Origin of the sequence: Mesobaculum littorinae, assembly GCF_004011175.1 — a bacterium.
Classification (GTDB): domain Bacteria; phylum Pseudomonadota; class Alphaproteobacteria; order Rhodobacterales; family Rhodobacteraceae; genus Tranquillimonas; species Tranquillimonas littorinae.
This window is the reverse complement of record NZ_RQXX01000004.1, coordinates 232,664-247,075: the sequence shown is the minus strand read 5'-3', so window position 1 is coordinate 247,075 and position 14,412 is coordinate 232,664. Positions and strand designations below refer to the sequence as shown.

General features: G+C 69.4%; 13 protein-coding genes. 6 read left to right on the top strand and 7 right to left on the bottom strand.

All coding sequences use genetic code 11. The annotated features are described in order from the left end of the window. Window positions 1–268: 268 nt before the first annotated feature. Window positions 269–1,969 carry a dihydroxyacetone kinase family protein gene (locus EKE94_RS13435; protein WP_127907132.1) on the top strand — a complete coding sequence of 567 codons (1,701 nt, stop codon included), beginning with the start codon at window positions 269–271 and terminating at the stop codon, window positions 1,967–1,969. Continuing rightward, window positions 1,966–3,168: a cytochrome P450 gene (locus EKE94_RS13430; RefSeq protein ID WP_127907131.1), complete on the top strand. Its 1,203-nt coding sequence runs from the start codon at window positions 1,966–1,968 to the stop codon at window positions 3,166–3,168. Before EKE94_RS13435 ends, EKE94_RS13430 begins: the two co-directional genes overlap by 4 nt. A gap of 190 nt (window positions 3,169–3,358) precedes the next feature. Here the strand turns inward: EKE94_RS13430 and EKE94_RS13425 are convergent, their stop codons facing one another. From EKE94_RS13425 to hmgA, 7 genes are all read right to left on the bottom strand, one after another. Then, window positions 3,359–4,567 carry a metallochaperone AztD gene (locus tag EKE94_RS13425; RefSeq protein ID WP_127907130.1) on the bottom strand — a complete coding sequence of 403 codons (1,209 nt, stop codon included), beginning with the start codon at window positions 4,565–4,567 and terminating at the stop codon, window positions 3,359–3,361. Window positions 4,568–4,718: 151 nt separating this feature from the next. Then, window positions 4,719–5,357: a maleylacetoacetate isomerase gene (maiA, locus tag EKE94_RS13420; protein WP_127907129.1), complete on the bottom strand. Its 639-nt coding sequence runs from the start codon at window positions 5,355–5,357 to the stop codon at window positions 4,719–4,721. Then, window positions 5,354–5,542 carry a DUF2783 domain-containing protein gene (locus tag EKE94_RS13415; protein ID WP_127907128.1) on the bottom strand — a complete coding sequence of 63 codons (189 nt, stop codon included), beginning with the start codon at window positions 5,540–5,542 and terminating at the stop codon, window positions 5,354–5,356. Before EKE94_RS13415 ends, maiA begins: the two co-directional genes overlap by 4 nt. Beyond that, window positions 5,539–7,119, bottom strand: a complete 1,581-nt coding sequence (locus EKE94_RS13410) for an FAD-dependent oxidoreductase (protein ID WP_127907271.1) — start codon at window positions 7,117–7,119, stop codon at window positions 5,539–5,541. The genes EKE94_RS13415 and EKE94_RS13410 overlap by 4 nt, the downstream gene beginning before the upstream one ends. Before the next feature lie 174 nt (window positions 7,120–7,293). After that, entirely contained in the window at window positions 7,294–8,244 is a 951-nt protein-coding gene (locus EKE94_RS13405; protein WP_127907127.1) for an MBL fold metallo-hydrolase, read from the bottom strand. Between the two features lie 17 nt (window positions 8,245–8,261). Beyond that, window positions 8,262–9,488 (bottom strand): fumarylacetoacetase, encoded by a 1,227-nt coding sequence (gene fahA / locus EKE94_RS13400; RefSeq protein WP_127907126.1) that lies wholly within the window; start codon window positions 9,486–9,488, stop codon window positions 8,262–8,264. Between the two features lie 61 nt (window positions 9,489–9,549). Continuing rightward, window positions 9,550–10,911 (bottom strand): homogentisate 1,2-dioxygenase, encoded by a 1,362-nt coding sequence (gene hmgA / locus EKE94_RS13395; RefSeq protein ID WP_127907125.1) that lies wholly within the window; start codon window positions 10,909–10,911, stop codon window positions 9,550–9,552. A 78-nt stretch (window positions 10,912–10,989) separates the two neighbouring features. On the opposite strand from hmgA, the gene EKE94_RS13390 reads away from it, so the two are divergent. The 4 genes from EKE94_RS13390 to EKE94_RS13375 all read left to right on the top strand — a co-directional run bounded on the left by EKE94_RS13390 (window position 10,990) and on the right by EKE94_RS13375 (window position 14,383). After that, window positions 10,990–11,430, top strand: coding sequence for a MarR family winged helix-turn-helix transcriptional regulator (locus EKE94_RS13390; protein WP_127907124.1), 441 nt, complete (start codon window positions 10,990–10,992; stop codon window positions 11,428–11,430). A gap of 69 nt (window positions 11,431–11,499) precedes the next feature. Beyond that, the gene (locus EKE94_RS13385) at window positions 11,500–12,630 is read left to right on the top strand and encodes a TRAP transporter substrate-binding protein (protein WP_127907123.1); all 1,131 of its coding nucleotides are present in this window, start codon (window positions 11,500–11,502) and stop codon (window positions 12,628–12,630) included. Further along, on the top strand, window positions 12,630–13,079 hold the full coding sequence (locus tag EKE94_RS13380; protein WP_127907122.1) for a TRAP transporter small permease: 450 nt from the start codon (window positions 12,630–12,632) through the stop codon (window positions 13,077–13,079). Before EKE94_RS13385 ends, EKE94_RS13380 begins: the two co-directional genes overlap by 1 nt. Next, on the top strand, window positions 13,076–14,383 hold the full coding sequence (locus EKE94_RS13375; RefSeq protein ID WP_127907121.1) for a TRAP transporter large permease: 1,308 nt from the start codon (window positions 13,076–13,078) through the stop codon (window positions 14,381–14,383). Before EKE94_RS13380 ends, EKE94_RS13375 begins: the two co-directional genes overlap by 4 nt. Window positions 14,384–14,412 lie beyond the last annotated feature (29 nt).

The following is a 14,412-nucleotide window of genomic DNA, read 5'->3' as shown; positions in this document are numbered from 1 at the left end:
CGCCCCGTGACGGCAGCGCCGATGGCGCCCGCGTCCCTGCACGAAAGCTCCTCCGTACTGCCGCGTCCGCCACGTCGTGCAGCCGGCTAGCGGCGAGGCCGGCGCTGGCCTGCGCCCGCCTCTCAGCCCTCCGGGCCGCCGGGTCCGGTCGCCCGAGGTCCTGGATGGGCTGGCGATCCTGCTGCCCGGGGTGCAGAAGTGGCGGGGCGTCGTGCGGGGCGGCCCTGCCGCGTCCCGCGACGCCGGAACGAGAGGAGGAGGAAACGGCATGAAGAAGCTGATCGACGATATCGCGGAGGTGGTTCCCGACGCGCTGGCGGGTCTTGTCGCCGCGCATGACGGCCTGGCCCTGATCGAGGGCACGACCACCGTGGTGCGCGCGGATCTGGATACGCTGCGCGGACGCGGCGAGGTCGCGCTGATCTCGGGCGGCGGATCGGGGCACGAACCGGCCCACGCGGGCTACGTGGGTCCCGGGCTGCTGACTGCGGCGGTGGCGGGCGACGTCTTCGCCTCGCCCTCGACCGATGCGGTGCTGACGGCGATCCGCAGCGTCGCGGGGCCGGGCGGTGTGCTTCTGATCGTCAAGAACTACACCGGCGATCGGCTGAACTTCGGCCTTGCGGCGCAGATCGCCCGAGCCGAGGGGCACGAGGTCGACATCGTCGTCGTGGACGACGACGCGGCTCTGGGCACGGCCGAGGAGACGGCCGGCCGACGTGGCATCGCCGGGACCATCTTCGTGCACAAGATCGCGGGCGCCGCCGCGGCAGAGGGTCTTCCGCTGGCCGAGGTCAAGTCCCGGGCCGAGGCTGCAATCGGCGCCGTGGCCTCGATGGGGGTCGCGCTGTCGCCCTGCATCGTTCCGGCGGCGGGGACGCCCAACTTCGAGCTTGGGCCGGACGAGATCGAGCTGGGGCTGGGCATTCACGGCGAGGCGGGGCTCGACCGGGTGGCGATCCGGCGCGCCACGGACCTGGCCGCCGACATGGTGGGGCGCATCGCCCGCGACCGCGGCCTGGAACGGGGCGAGGAGGTCGCGCTGATGGTCAACAACCTCGGTGCGACGCCGCCGATGGAGGTGGCGATCATGACCAAGGCCGCGCTTGCCGCCTGTGACGGGCTTGGCCTGTCGGTGACGCGGATCATGGCCGGCACCTTCCTGACCGCGATCGACATGGCGGGTGCCTCGCTGTCGCTGATGCGGTTGGACGACGCGCGGCGCGCGGCCCTCGATGCCGAGGCGCGGGCGCCGGGCTGGGTGGCCCCGGGCCGGGCCCCGGGTCTCAGGACCGTCGCCGCGCCGCAGGCCGCGCAGGCCGCGACGGAGCACGAGGGCCCGGCCTGCGCCCCCGCGCTACTGGCGGCGTTCCGCGCCGGGGCCCGGGTGCTGATCCAGTCCGAACCCGACCTGACCCGGCTGGATCAGATCGCGGGCGACGGCGATATCGGCCGGTCGCTGGCCGGCGGGGCCGAGGCGGTTCTGGCCGCTCTGCCCGAGCTTGAGGGCCGCTCCGAACCCGAGGTCATGCGCCGCATCGGCGCGGCGATCCGGGCCCGGACGGGGGGCACCTCTGGCCCGCTTTACGCGATTCTCGCGCTGGGGTCGGGCGAGGCTGTCGCCGGCGCGCTCGATGCAGCCCCCGGTCCCCGCCTGGCCCGGGCGTTCCGCGCCGGGGTCGACGCGCTGGCCGCCCTGGGCGGCGCCGCGCCGGGCGACCGCACCATGCTGGACGCGCTGGACCCCGCGGCCTCCGCCATGGCGCAAGAGGGCAGCGTGGCGCAAAGGCTGGCCGCCGCCGCCGCCGCGGCCGAAGCCGGTGCGCGAGAGACCGAGCAGATGACACCGCGGCGCGGCCGGTCGAGCTATGTCGGCGACCGCGTTCTGGGCCATCCCGACCCCGGCGCCCGCGCCGTGGCCCTGTGGCTGGCCGCCGCCGCCGCTTCGATTGAGGAGACCGACGCATGAGTGACGTGACAGACCGCCCGAGCCTCGACCTCGACCCGTTCAGCCGCGAGACCATGGCCGATCCGATCCCCGTCGACCGCGCCATCCGCGAGGCGGGCGACATGGTCTGGCTGCCCCGGTACAAGCTGTGGGCGACGGGCCGCGACGCGGTGATCCGCGAGATCTTCGACGACTGGGAACGCTTCTCCTCGTCCTTCGGGACGGGGCTGACCAACGTTGTGCGGGACGAGCCCTGGCGCAAGCCATCGGTCATCCTAGAAGCCGACCCGCCGGGGCACACCGCGCATCGCAAGGTGCTGCAACGGGTCCTGTCGCCCAAGGTGATGCGCCAGCTGCGCGAGGATTTCTTTGCCCAGGCCGAGGAGATGGTGGCGGGGCTGGTCGCGCAGCGCCGTTTCGATGCAGCGCACGACCTGGCCTTCGCCTTCCCGTTCAAGGTGCTGCCCGACAGTGTCGGCATGCGCAAGGACGGGCGGGAGCACCTGATGCCCTACGCCACGCTCAACTTCAACGCGATGGGGCCGCGCAACGATCTCTACGAGGCCGCCCGCAAGGTGGTCGAGGAGATGGGCACCTTCGACTACGTCGTCCGGCAGATGGCGCGCGACAACCTCGAACCCGGGGGCTTTGGCGAAGAGATCTTCAAGGCCGCCGATGCCGGAGAGATCACCGCAGACAGCGCGGGGATGCTGGTGCGCACCTTCATCTCGGCCGGGATCGACACCACGGCCTATGGCATCGGGCTGACGATCCGCGCCCTGCTGCAGCACACCGAACAGTGGGAGATGCTGGCCGCCGACCCGTCGCTGGCCAACGCGGCGTTTGAAGAGACACTGCGGTGGACGCCCTCTTCGCCGATCATCGGCCGCACGACCGCGTCGGCGTTCGACTTTCACGGTGTGCGTCTGGGCAAGGAGGAAAAGGTGCTGACCTTCCTCGCCGCCGCGAACCGCGATCCCGACAAGTGGGAGGATCCGGATCGGTTCGACATCACGCGGCGGGCGGCGGGGCACCTGGCCTTCGGCTGGGGCATCCATGCCTGCGTCGGCCAGATGGTCGCCCGGCTCGAGGCGGCGGCGGTCCTGACGGCCCTGGCCCGGCAGGTCAGCGCGATCCGCCTGACCGGAGAGCCGGTGCAGATCTTCAATAACTGGCTGCGGGGATACGAATCGATCCCGGTCGAGGTGACGCCGAAATAGGCGCACCGGCGTCTCGTCGCGCCCCACTCCGCCCCGCCCCGCGCCGGAAGGCGTCGAGGGCGGGGGCATGCGGCAACGCGGTGGGGCAGAGAGCAAAACGGGGCGCCGCTCGGGCACCCCGTTTCATGTGCCGACAGGCATGTCCCCGGGCTGGCGCAGGCCAGGACGGGGGCGGTACCGGGGCGCTGGGTCAGTGCGTCAGGCCGCTGCCGCCGAGAGCGAGCAGGTTGAAGGGCAGACCCTCGACCGGGATCGTGGCGGTTTCCTCCATCGTCTCCGCGTCGAGCACGCGCAGCTGCGCCTCGTCGGGGTCGCTGATCACGATACGGTCGCCCGCGATCGCCAGGCAAGGCCGCGGGTCGCGCCAGTGGCCGTCCATCGAATAGGGACCGGTCACCTGACGGCTGTCCTCGATCTCGGCCGACAGCAGGTTCAGCCGGTGCAGCGTGCCGTCCTCGGTCAGGATATAGGCATCCTGCGGGCGCGCGGGGTCGAGGATGGTGTCGACCTCGCGGTAGGGCAGGGACACGCGCGTCATCGCGGGCTCTTCCTGCGGAGAGATCACGACCACCGCGTCGGGGCCGTGATCGCCCAGGAAGATCTGCATCGCCTTCGCGCCCCAGACATGGCCGGTGTGTTCGTCGGGCGCATCCTCGGGGTAGGGCAGCATCCCGAAGACCGGCGCGCCGTCCTCGATCCGGACGGTGGCCACGCCCTCGGCACAGCCTGCCAGCAGCAGGTTGCCCGAAATCGCCTCGCCATGCAGGTCGGTGCAGGTCTGCATCTCGCCCACCTGCGCGCCCCCGGGGGTGAAGGCCGCGAGGCCGGCGCGCGGCGGCAGGTCGTCGCCCTTGGTCGGGGTGTCGGTGGCGACCGAGCTGATCACGTAGTCGCCGAATGGCGCGGCAAAGCCGTGGTGTGCGCGCGCCTGTTCGAAACGCTTCGGGTCGGTCGCGCCGTCCAGCATCGCGGCGTCGTCCAGGATCGCCGCGTAGCCGCCGCGGTCGAAGTTGATCGCGCTTTCGCCGTCATGCGTGACGATGTGAAACGGGCGCGGTCCGGTCAGGGCGCCGTCGATCAGCGCCGGGTCCGAGACGCTGATGTCGGCATGATCGCCATGGGCGTGCAGGGCCACGCCGCTGTCGAGGAAATTCACTTGGTCGTGGTCGGACTGGATCGCGACGATGGCTTCGCCCGTGGGTACGGAGAAGAGGGTCGCGGGGCCCGCGACATCGAAGGTCCAGCGGGTGTCGGGCGTGTCGAGATCCAGCGCCGTGATCCGGCCCGTCTCCTGGTCCGCGACGAAGATGCGCCAGATCGTGGTGTCGTCCTGTGCCATGGCAGGGCCGGCGATGAAGGCCGCGGAAAGAAGCGCGGCCCGGGTTAGTCGGGAAGTCATGGATGCCCTCGATATGGTTGCGAAGCGGCGCAGCCCTCCGGGACGGAGGACGCGTCGGCATTTCCACAAAGTGTTATGACATAACATCGCACTTGGCAACCGGCCCGGGCGTGCGGCTGGGCGGATATGCGCAAGTCGCGCGGCTCTCAGGTCAGGGGCGATGCCGCTCGGGCGCGGCGTCGCGAACCGGGGCGAGCGCCTCGGCGGCCTCGGCGGCACGGCGGACGCGGGGCAGGTCGTCCAGCGGCACCTTCCAGCGGCGGGCGTTGTAGACCTGCGGCACGAGGCAGAGATCGGCCAGCGTCAGGGCATCGCCGTGGCAATGGCGGCCCGTTTCGGGCGTGTCGAGCAGGGTCTCCACCGCGGCCAGCCCGCGCCGGATGAAATGGCGCTGCCAGCCCTGCCGCAGCTCTGCGGGATCGGAAGGGGCGGCCAGGCGCACCACCTCGGCCATGACGGAAGGGTTGCAGACGGGATGCGTGTCGGCGGCGATGACCTGCGCCAGCGCCCGCACCCGTGCCCGGCCCGCGGGGTCCGGGGGGAGAAGCCCCAGGTTCCGCGTTTCGTCCAGGTATTCGAGGATCGCCAGCGACTGGGTCAGCCGCAGCCCGTCGATGTCGAGCACCGGCACGAAGCCCTGCGGGTTCCGCGCGACATGATCCGCCGCCGACTGGTCGCCCGCCAGCAGGTCCACCGGCACCGCGCGATAGGCGAGGCCCGCGAGGTTCAGCGCGATGCGCACACGGTAGCTGGCCGAGGACCGCCAGTAGTCGTAAAGCGTCACGGTCATTCCCGGGCCACTTCGAGCGCCGCGCGGATGATGCGGACATCGCCCACGTGGTTGCACAAGGTCAGGATCAGCCGGGCATTCAGCGCGCTGCTTTCCTCGGGCGACAGCCCCTCGTGCGCGGTCAGAAGCAGGTCGTAGACATCATCGGGCCGGTCGAGGTTGCGGTGGGTGACAAGCGCGGTCATGCGGCGGCCCTTCCGGTGGCGCGGTCCAGGGCCGCGGTGATGTCGTCGGCTGTGGCGGTCGCCCACCGGGCCGCGACGTGCTGGTCGGGCCGCAGCAGGTAGAGCGCGCGGTCATGGTCGCCCATGTAGCGGGTGCGCAGATCATCCCCGGGATCGGGCAGCGACAGGGTGGCAAGGCCGGTGCCCTCGGGCGCGGTCTGGCCCAGGGCCAGAAGCACGAAGCCGCCGCGCAGGTGGTCAAGCAGGTAGCCGCCCTTCAGCGGCGCGTCGGGGCAGGGGGCCCCGGGCCGCGCCCCGGCGGGGCCCTGCGGCAAGGCATCGGGGGAATTGAGTGGCGATCCGTCGTAGATCGCCGGTGCAGACAGGCGGCCCGAGTTCACGAAGGGGCGGGCAAAGTCGTGCCGGCGCGACAGGTGCAGCACCGCATCGCGGAACACCCGGCTGATGTCGGATTTCGGGGTGATGAAGTCGGTCGACCGGGTCGAATGGCGGATGTTCTCGTCCGTCGCGAAGATCCGTTCGTCATCGTAGCTGTCGATCAGCGTTTCCGGCGCGGCCCCCTGCATCACCATCGCCAGCTTCCACCCCAGGTTGTCGGCATCCTGCATCCCGCCGTTGGCGCCGCGCGCCCCGAAGGGCGACACCTGGTGCGCGCTGTCGCCCACGAACAGGACCCGGCCGTGCCGGAACGACTGCATCCGGCGGCACTGGAAGGTGTAGATCGAGGTCCAGACAAGCTCGTAATCCGCGCCGGGCAGCATTTGGTCGATGCGGGCGCGGATCCGCTCGGGACGCAGCTCGGCCTCGCGGTCGACGTCCCAGCCGATCTGGAAATCGATCCGCCAAATATCGTCGGGCTGCTTGTGCAGCAGCGCGGAATCTCCGGCCTCGCGAAACGGCGGCTCGAACCAGAACCGCCGCTCGGTCGGGAAATCGGCGGTCATCTTCACGTCGGCGATCAGGAAGCTGTCGCGGAACACCTTGCCCTCGAACCCCAGCCCCAGCGCCTTGCGGGTGGGGGATCTTGCGCCGTCGCAGGCCAGCACCCAATCGGCGGACAGGGCGTAGGGCCCGTCGGGGGTGGCCACGGTCAGCCCGGCGCCGTCGTCACGCACCTCAAGCCCCTCGACCCGGTTCCGGCCGCGGATCTCGATGGGCGCGCCCTCGGCGATGGCCTCACGGATGCGGGCGACGAGGTAGGTTTCGAAATAGGGCTGCTGCAGGTTGATGAAGGCGGGCCGGCGGTGGCCGCCCTCGGGCAGCAGGTTGAAATCGAATACCTTGTCCGCCCCGTGGTAGACCTTGCCCAGATTCCACACGACGCCCTTGTCGACCATCGCGTCGCCACAGCCCAGCCGGTCGCAGATCTCCAGCGTGCGCTTGGAAAAGCAGATGGCCCGGCTGCCTTCGCCCGCCCCCTCGTCATCGTCGAGGACAAGGGTCGGGACCCCCTGCAGCCCCAGATCCAGCGCAAGCGCCAGCCCGATGGGGCCGCCGCCGATCACCACCGCCGGATGATGGGCGACGGTTCCCGCCGCCTGGTCGGGGCAGCGGGCATAGGGGTAAAGCTGTCGCATCTGCGTGTCGTCGTCCAGCACGGCGGTCTCCTCCCGTCGAATGTGCCGTGGGGGGCGCCCGCGTCGTGCAGCGCGGGTGCCCCGGTCGCGGCCCTCCGCCCGGTCGGGCGGCAGGGGTGACAGCGCGGTGCCCGGGCCTCCCCCCCGAAGCGCGCGCGTGCCTGCCCGTGGGGGTCAGCCCTGCAGGGCCTCCCACATCTCCTTGTCCCGTGCGGCGGTCCAGACGCGCGGGGTGTCGATGCCGCGCGCCTCGTCATAGGCGCGGGCCACGTTGAAGGGCAGGCAGTGTTCGTAGATGGCGTAATCGGCGAACCTCGGGTCGCAGACCTCGCGCACATGGGCCATGGCGTCCTGCAGCGACCCGCCGCGCACCGCCACCCGGCGCACCGCGTCGAAGGTCGAGGTCACGAAGTCCGAGGTCGCATCCAGCGCGGCGTTGACCTGGTCGCGGCCGACCAGCGCGTCGCCTCGCCCCGGCGCGATGGCGTCGAGGTCGAAGGCCCGGATGCGGTCGACCGTCGCGGGCCAGTCCGCGTAATGCCCGTCGCCGCAGTAGCAGGCCGAGTGGTATTCGACGATATCGCCGGTGAACATGACATTCTGGTCGGGCACGTGGATCACGATGTCGCCCGCCGTGTGGGCGCGGCCCAGCTTCATCAGGTCGATCCGGCGCTTGCCCAGGTAGACCGACATCCGGTCGCTGAAGGTCGTCGTGGGCCACGTGAGGCCGGGGATGCTTTCGTGCCCCTGGAACAGGCGGGGGAAGCGGTCGAATTCGCTGTCCCAGTCCTCTTGCCCGCGTTCGGCCACCATGGCCTGCGCGACGTCGGACATGATGACCTCGCGCGCGCCGTAGGCGCTGGCGCCCAGCACGCGGACCGCGTGGTAGTGTGTGAGGGCGAGATGGGTGATCGGCTTGTCGGTCACCTCGCGGACCTTCTCGATCACCATCTCGGCCAGGCGCGGGGTGGCCTGCGCCTCGACGATCATCACGCTGTCGTCGCCGATGATCACGCCCGAGTTCGGATCGCCCTCGGCAGTGAAGGCCCAGAGCCCGTCACCCACCTCGGTAAAGCTGATCTTCTTGTCCGCCATGTCGCCGGCGGATGCGAATGCCTTGGCCATGCGGCCTCCTTGCTGGGTCAGGGAAAGTCGGGGGCGGGCAGGATGCGGCCGGTGCAGGCGCCGAAGCCCACGCGGTAGCCATCGCCCTGTGCGTGCCCCTTGAGCGTCAGGATGTCGCCGTCCTGGATGAAGGTCCGGCTCTCGCCGCCCAGGTCGAGCGGGGTCTGGCCGCCCCACGTCATTTCAAGGAGCGAGCCGCAGGCGTCCGGCGTGTCGCCCGAAATCGTGCCCGAGCCCAGAAGATCGCCGGTCCGCATTGCGCAGCCCGACGAGGCGTGGTGCGCCAGCTGCTGGGCTGCGGAATAGTAGAGCCGCTGCATGTTGGTGCGGCTGACGGTATGGCCGTTCATCTCGACCGACAGGTCCACGTCGTAGTTGCCGGGGAAATCGGTGCGCAGGTAGGGCAGCAGCGGCACCTCGCGCTCGGGCTCGGGCACGGCAAAGGGCGCCAATGCCGCGCGCGTGACGATCCACGGGCTGATCGAGGTGGCGAAGGCCTTGGCCTGAAACGGGCCCAGCGGCTGGTATTCCCAGGCCTGCAGATCGCGCGCCGACCAGTCGTTCAGCAGCACGTAGCCAAAGATCATCTCTTGTGCCTGCGCGGTTGTGACGGGCTCGCCCATCCGCGACGGCGTGCCGACGATTGCGCCGATCTCAAGCTCGATATCCAGCCGCTTGCAGGGGCCGAAGGACGGCATTTCGGCGTGCTTGGCCCGGGTCTGGCCCACCGGGCGGCGCACCTCGGTGTCCGACACGACGACGGTCGAGGCGCGGCCGTTATAGCCGATGGGGATGTGCAGCCAGTTGGGCGGCAGCGCATTCTCGGCCCCGCGGAACATGGTGCCCACGTTGGTGGCATGCTGGCGCGAGGCATAGAAATCGGTGTATTCCGCGACCTCGATCGGCAGGTGCATCCGCGCGCCGGACATCGCCACCAGAAGCGGTTCGACCGCCGCGCGCTGTTCGGCGCCCTCGGCCAGAAGCTCGGTCAGGCGGGTGCGCAGCGCCTCCCACGCCTGCGGGCCTTCGGCCATGAAACTGTTCCACGCCGGCGCCTGCAACAGGCCGTGGGTGCCGGTCAGCCCGGCCTTTTCGGCGCGGGCGAGGTCGAGGATCATGTCCCCCACGGCGACGCCGCAGCGCGGGCCGGCTTCGGCGGTCGAGAACACCCCGTAGGGCAGGTTGTTGAGGGGGAAGTCCCCCTCGGCATCATTCGCGCTTTCGATCCAGCTTCGCTTGAGCAAGCCGTTCCTCCCTTTTTCCTTGTGCCGCGGCCCCCTGTGGCCCGGGGAGCGCGCGGGCGGGCTACTTGCGCCCCGGCGTCCCGTCGAAATGCTTTTCCAGCCCGTCCCAGCAGTCGACGTAGTCGTCCTGCAGCGGCGCCTCGCGGGCAGCGAATTCGGTCAGGTGCTGGGGAAAGCGCGTCTCGAACATGAAGGACATGGTGTTGTCCAGCTTGTCGGGGCCGAGGTCGGCGTTCGACGCCTTTTCGAACGCGTCGCGGTCGGGGCCGTGGGGCAGCATGCAGTTGTGCAGGCTCATCCCCCCGGGCACGAAGCCCTGCGGCTTGGCGTCGTACTGCCCGTAGATGTTGCCCATCAGCTCGGACATGACGTTGCGGTGGTACCATGGCGGGCGGAACGTATCCTCCATCACCATCCAGCGTTCCCGGAACAGCACGAAGTCGATATTCGCCGTCCCCTCGACGCCCGAGGGCGCGGTCAGCACGGTAAAGATCGACGGATCGGGGTGGTCGAAGAGGATCGCCCCCACCGGGCAATAGGTTTTCAGGTCGTACTTGCAGGGCGCGTAGTTGCCGTGCCACGCCACCACGTCCAGCGGCGATTGCGGGATCTCCGAGCGGTGGAACTGGCCGCACCACTTCACGGTGATGGTCGACGGCACCTCGCGGTCCTCGAAGGCGGCGACCGGCGTCTTGAAGTCGCGCCGGTTGGCCATGCAGTTCGCGCCGATGGGCCCACGGCCCGGCAGGTCGAACTTCTGCCCGTAGTTCTCGCAGACGAAGCCGCGCGCCGGGCCCTCGATCACCTCGACCCGATAGACCAGCCCGCGCGGGATGATCGCGATTTCCTGCGGCGCGATATCGATGATCCCCAGTTCGGTCGCGAAGCGCAGCCGCCCTTCCTGCGGGACGACCAGCAATTCGCCGTCGGCCGAGTAGAAGTATTCGTCCTGCATCGACTGGGTGACGAGGTAGATATGCGCGGCCATGCCCGCGGCGGTGTTGACGTCGCCTGCCGTCGTCATCGTGCGCATGCCGGTCAGCCATGTCAGGCTGTCGTCGCTGTGGGGCACCGCGTCCCAGCGGTACTGCCCCAGCGATGTCACGTCCTGCGGGATGTGGGGCGCCGATTTCCAGTAGGGCAGGTCGATGCGCTCGTACCGGCCCTGGTGCTTCACGCTGGGGCGGATGCGGTAGCACCATGTGCGTTCGTTCTGATGGCTGGGCGCGGTAAAGGCCGTGCCCGACAGCTGTTCGCCGTATAGGCCGTAGTTCACCTTTTGCGGCGAGTTCATGCCCTGCGGCAGCGCGCCCGGAAGCGCCTCGGTTTCGAAGTCGTTGCCGAAACCGGGCATGTAGCCCTCGGTCGTGCCCATCGGGGTCGCGGCCCGGACCAGTCCCGACATCCGTGTCTGATCGGTCATGGAAGCTCCTCCACCTCTTGTCGGACGTGGTAAAAGTTGCTTTTGTAACCAACAAGCCCGGAAATACGAGAGGCGGCGATGAGCGATTTCGACCTGCGGACCTTCCTGCCCTATCTGTTGAACCAAGCGGCGGAAGAGACGAGCCTGGGGTTCTCCCGCGTCTACAAGGACCGCTACGGCATGTTGCGAACCGAATGGCGGGTGCTGTTCCACCTGGGCCGCTATGGCGACATGACGGCCTCGGAGATTTGCCGATTGGCGAAGATGCACAAGACCAAGATCAGCCGTGCCGTCAGTGCCTTGGAGGAAAAGCGGTTCGTCGCTGGGCGGGAAAGCGGGACCGACCGGCGGCGCGAGATCCTGACGCTTCTGCCGCAGGGCCGGCGCGCGTTCGACGATCTGGTGGGCGTGGCCGAACGCCACGACCGCGATCTGACGGCCAACCTGTCGTCGGGCGAGAGGGCGGTGCTGATCGACTGCCTGCAAAGATTGGCGGGGTTCGACAAGTTCCCGGACTGACCGCGATTGATGGTTACAAACTCAACCACTAGCACACGGGGAACAGGGTCACGCTTTGGGAGGAGCTTCATGCGTCGTCTAACGGAAATCTGCCTGGTTTCGGCCGGCATCCTGGGGGGCGCGCAGGGCGCCGCCGCCGCCGATATCGACCTGGTGATGTCAAGCTGGCTGCCGCCGCGCCATCCCATCGTCGTCAACGCGATGAAGCCTTGGGCCGAAGAGGTCGAAGAGGTGACCGAGGGCCGCGTCGGCATCCGGGTGCTGGCCTCGCCGCTGGGCGCGCCGCCGGCGCATTTCGACATGGCCCGCGACGGCGTGGCCGACATCACCTACGGCCTGCATTCGTTCAGCCAGGACGACCGCTTCGACGCCAGTCAGGTGGGCCAGTTCTCGTTTCTGGGCGACGATGCCGTGTCCGTCTCGAAGGCGTTCTACACGGTCTATACCGAAGATCTGGGCGCGGCCGAGGATCACGAGGGCACGCATGTCCTGGGCCTTTTCACCCATGGGCCCGGCGTGTTCCACAATGCCCGGCGCGCGATCGAGGCGCCCGGAGATTTCGAGGGGCTGAAGATCCGCGTGCCCGGCGGCTATACCGCGACGCTGATGGAGGGGCTGGGCGCGACGCCGGTCTTCACCTCGTCGACCGAGGTCTACGAACAGCTGTCGCGCGGGGTGATCGACGGCGCGACCTTCACGCAAGAGGCGCTGACCGCGTTCAACCTGACCGATGACCTGAAGTATTCGCTGACCGTGCCGGGCGGGCTTTACAACACGACCTGGTTCCTCGTCATGGACGAAGACGCGTGGACGCGGATCTCGCCCGAGGATCAGCAGGCGATCGAAGGGATCTCGGGGCTCGCCTTTGCCGAACGTGTGGGACAGGCGTGGAACGACGCCGACGCCGCCGCGCAGGAAGAGATCGACGCCGCCGGCATCGTCTCGGCCCCCGCAAACGACGCGGTGCTTCAGGCGATCACCGAAGTGGCGGACGAGGCCGAGGCCGCCTGGGCCGACAGCCTGCCGGAGGATCGCGACGGACAGGCCGCACTGGCGCGCCTGCGCGAGATGACTGGCGTGGCGATGCCGGGCGCATCGATGCAAGGCGCGTCGGACCGAGGCGCGTCGGACGACAGCACGGGCGGCGACGCGGCTGACGACGCTGCGGCCACGGAAGACGGCGAGGCTGCGGCAGACTGATGCTGCGTGTTCTCTCCGGCGGGCTCGAGATCCTCTCGGGCCTGCTGCTGATCGCGCTCATGGCCGTGACCGGGCTGGACGTCATCGGCCGCTACCTGGTCGATGCGCCGCTGCCCGGCGCCTTCGAGTTGACCGAGATGATCCTGGGCGCGCTGGTCTTTGCCGCGCTGCCGCTGGTGGGGCGCAGCGGCGGGCATGTCGAGGTGGACCTGCTGACCACCCTTCTGCCCGACCGCATCGGCCGCGGTCTTTTGTGGCTGGCGGCAGTGGTCGCCGCAGGGGTGCTTCTGGTTTTCGCCTGGCGGCTTGGCGCGCTGGGCCTGCAACAGGCCGAGGACGGAACGCGCTCGATCTCGCTGGGGCTGCCTTTTGCGCCGCTCGCGCTTTTCGGTGCGGCAAGCTGCCTTTGCGCCGCGATCTTCGGTTTCGTCCGGGCGGCGCGGTCATGACCGCCTCGCTGATCGGGATCGCGGTGCTGCTGGCGCTCGTCTTCCTGCGGGTGCCCATCGGTTTCGCCATGGCGCTGGTGGGCGGGGGCGGCTTTGCCCTTCTGCGCAGCCCGGATGCGGCGGGGGCGATGATCGGCACGGCGGTGTTCGAAACGGGGCTCAGCTATACGCTTTCGGTCGTGCCCCTGTTCATCTTCATGGGGAATGTGCTGGCGCAGTCAGGTATCGCGCAGGGCCTCTTTGCCGGGGCCGACCGCCTGTTCGGACGGATGCGCGGCGGGCTGGCGCTGGCCACCGTGCTTAGCTGCGGCGGCTTTTCCGCCGTCTCGGGGTCGTCGCTGGCCACCGCCGCGACGATGAGCCGGGTGGCCCTGCCGCCGATGCGCCGCTTCGGCTACGACGACCGTCTGGCCACGGGCGCGATCGCGGCGGGCGGCACGCTGGGCATCCTGATCCCGCCGTCGGTGATCCTGATCATCTACGGCCTGCTGACCGAAACCGACATCGGCGACCTGTTTATCGCGGGGCTGCTACCGGGGGCGCTGGGGATCGTGCTCTACCTCGTGGCGGTGGTCGTCACCGTCCGGGTGGACCCGTCGCGCGCGCCCGAGGTGAAAGAGGTCGTCCCGATGTCGCGCCGCGACACGACCGGTGTCCTGGGCACGCTGGCGCTGTTCCTCTTCATCATGGGCGGGATCTACGGCGGCATTTTTACACCGATCGAGGCGGGCGGCATGGGCGCGCTTTTCGCGCTGCTCCTCGCGCTGGCGATCCGCGGGCTGGACTGGGCGGGGTTTCGCGGCGCGGTGCGTGAAACCGTGCTGTCGACGGCGATGATCTTCGCGATCATCATCGGGGCCGAGATATTCTCGACCTTCATCAACTTTGCCGGCCTGCCGATGGAGATGGTCGACATGATCTACGCGCTGGACCTGTCGCCCTGGCTGGTCATCGCGCTGATGGTGGCGATCTATCTGGTGATGGGCTGCGTCTTTGAAAGCCTGTCGATGATCCTTCTGACGGTGCCGGTGTTCTACCCGGTCGTCGCGCAGCTGGATTTCGGACCGGGGGCGCTGGGCAATCCCGACGACGTGCTGATCTGGTTCGCCATCGTCGTCGTGGTGGTGACCGAGATCAGCCTGATCACCCCGCCCGTGGGGATGAACGTCTTCGTCATGCGCTCGGTCATTCCCGACGTCGACCTGATGACGGTGTTCCGCGGGGTGCTGCCCTTCTGGATCGCCGACATCATCCGGTTGGCGCTGCTGATCGCCGTGCCCTGGTTCGCCCTGGCCTTGTTATGAAGGCGGGGGGCAGGCCCCCCGCCGCAATC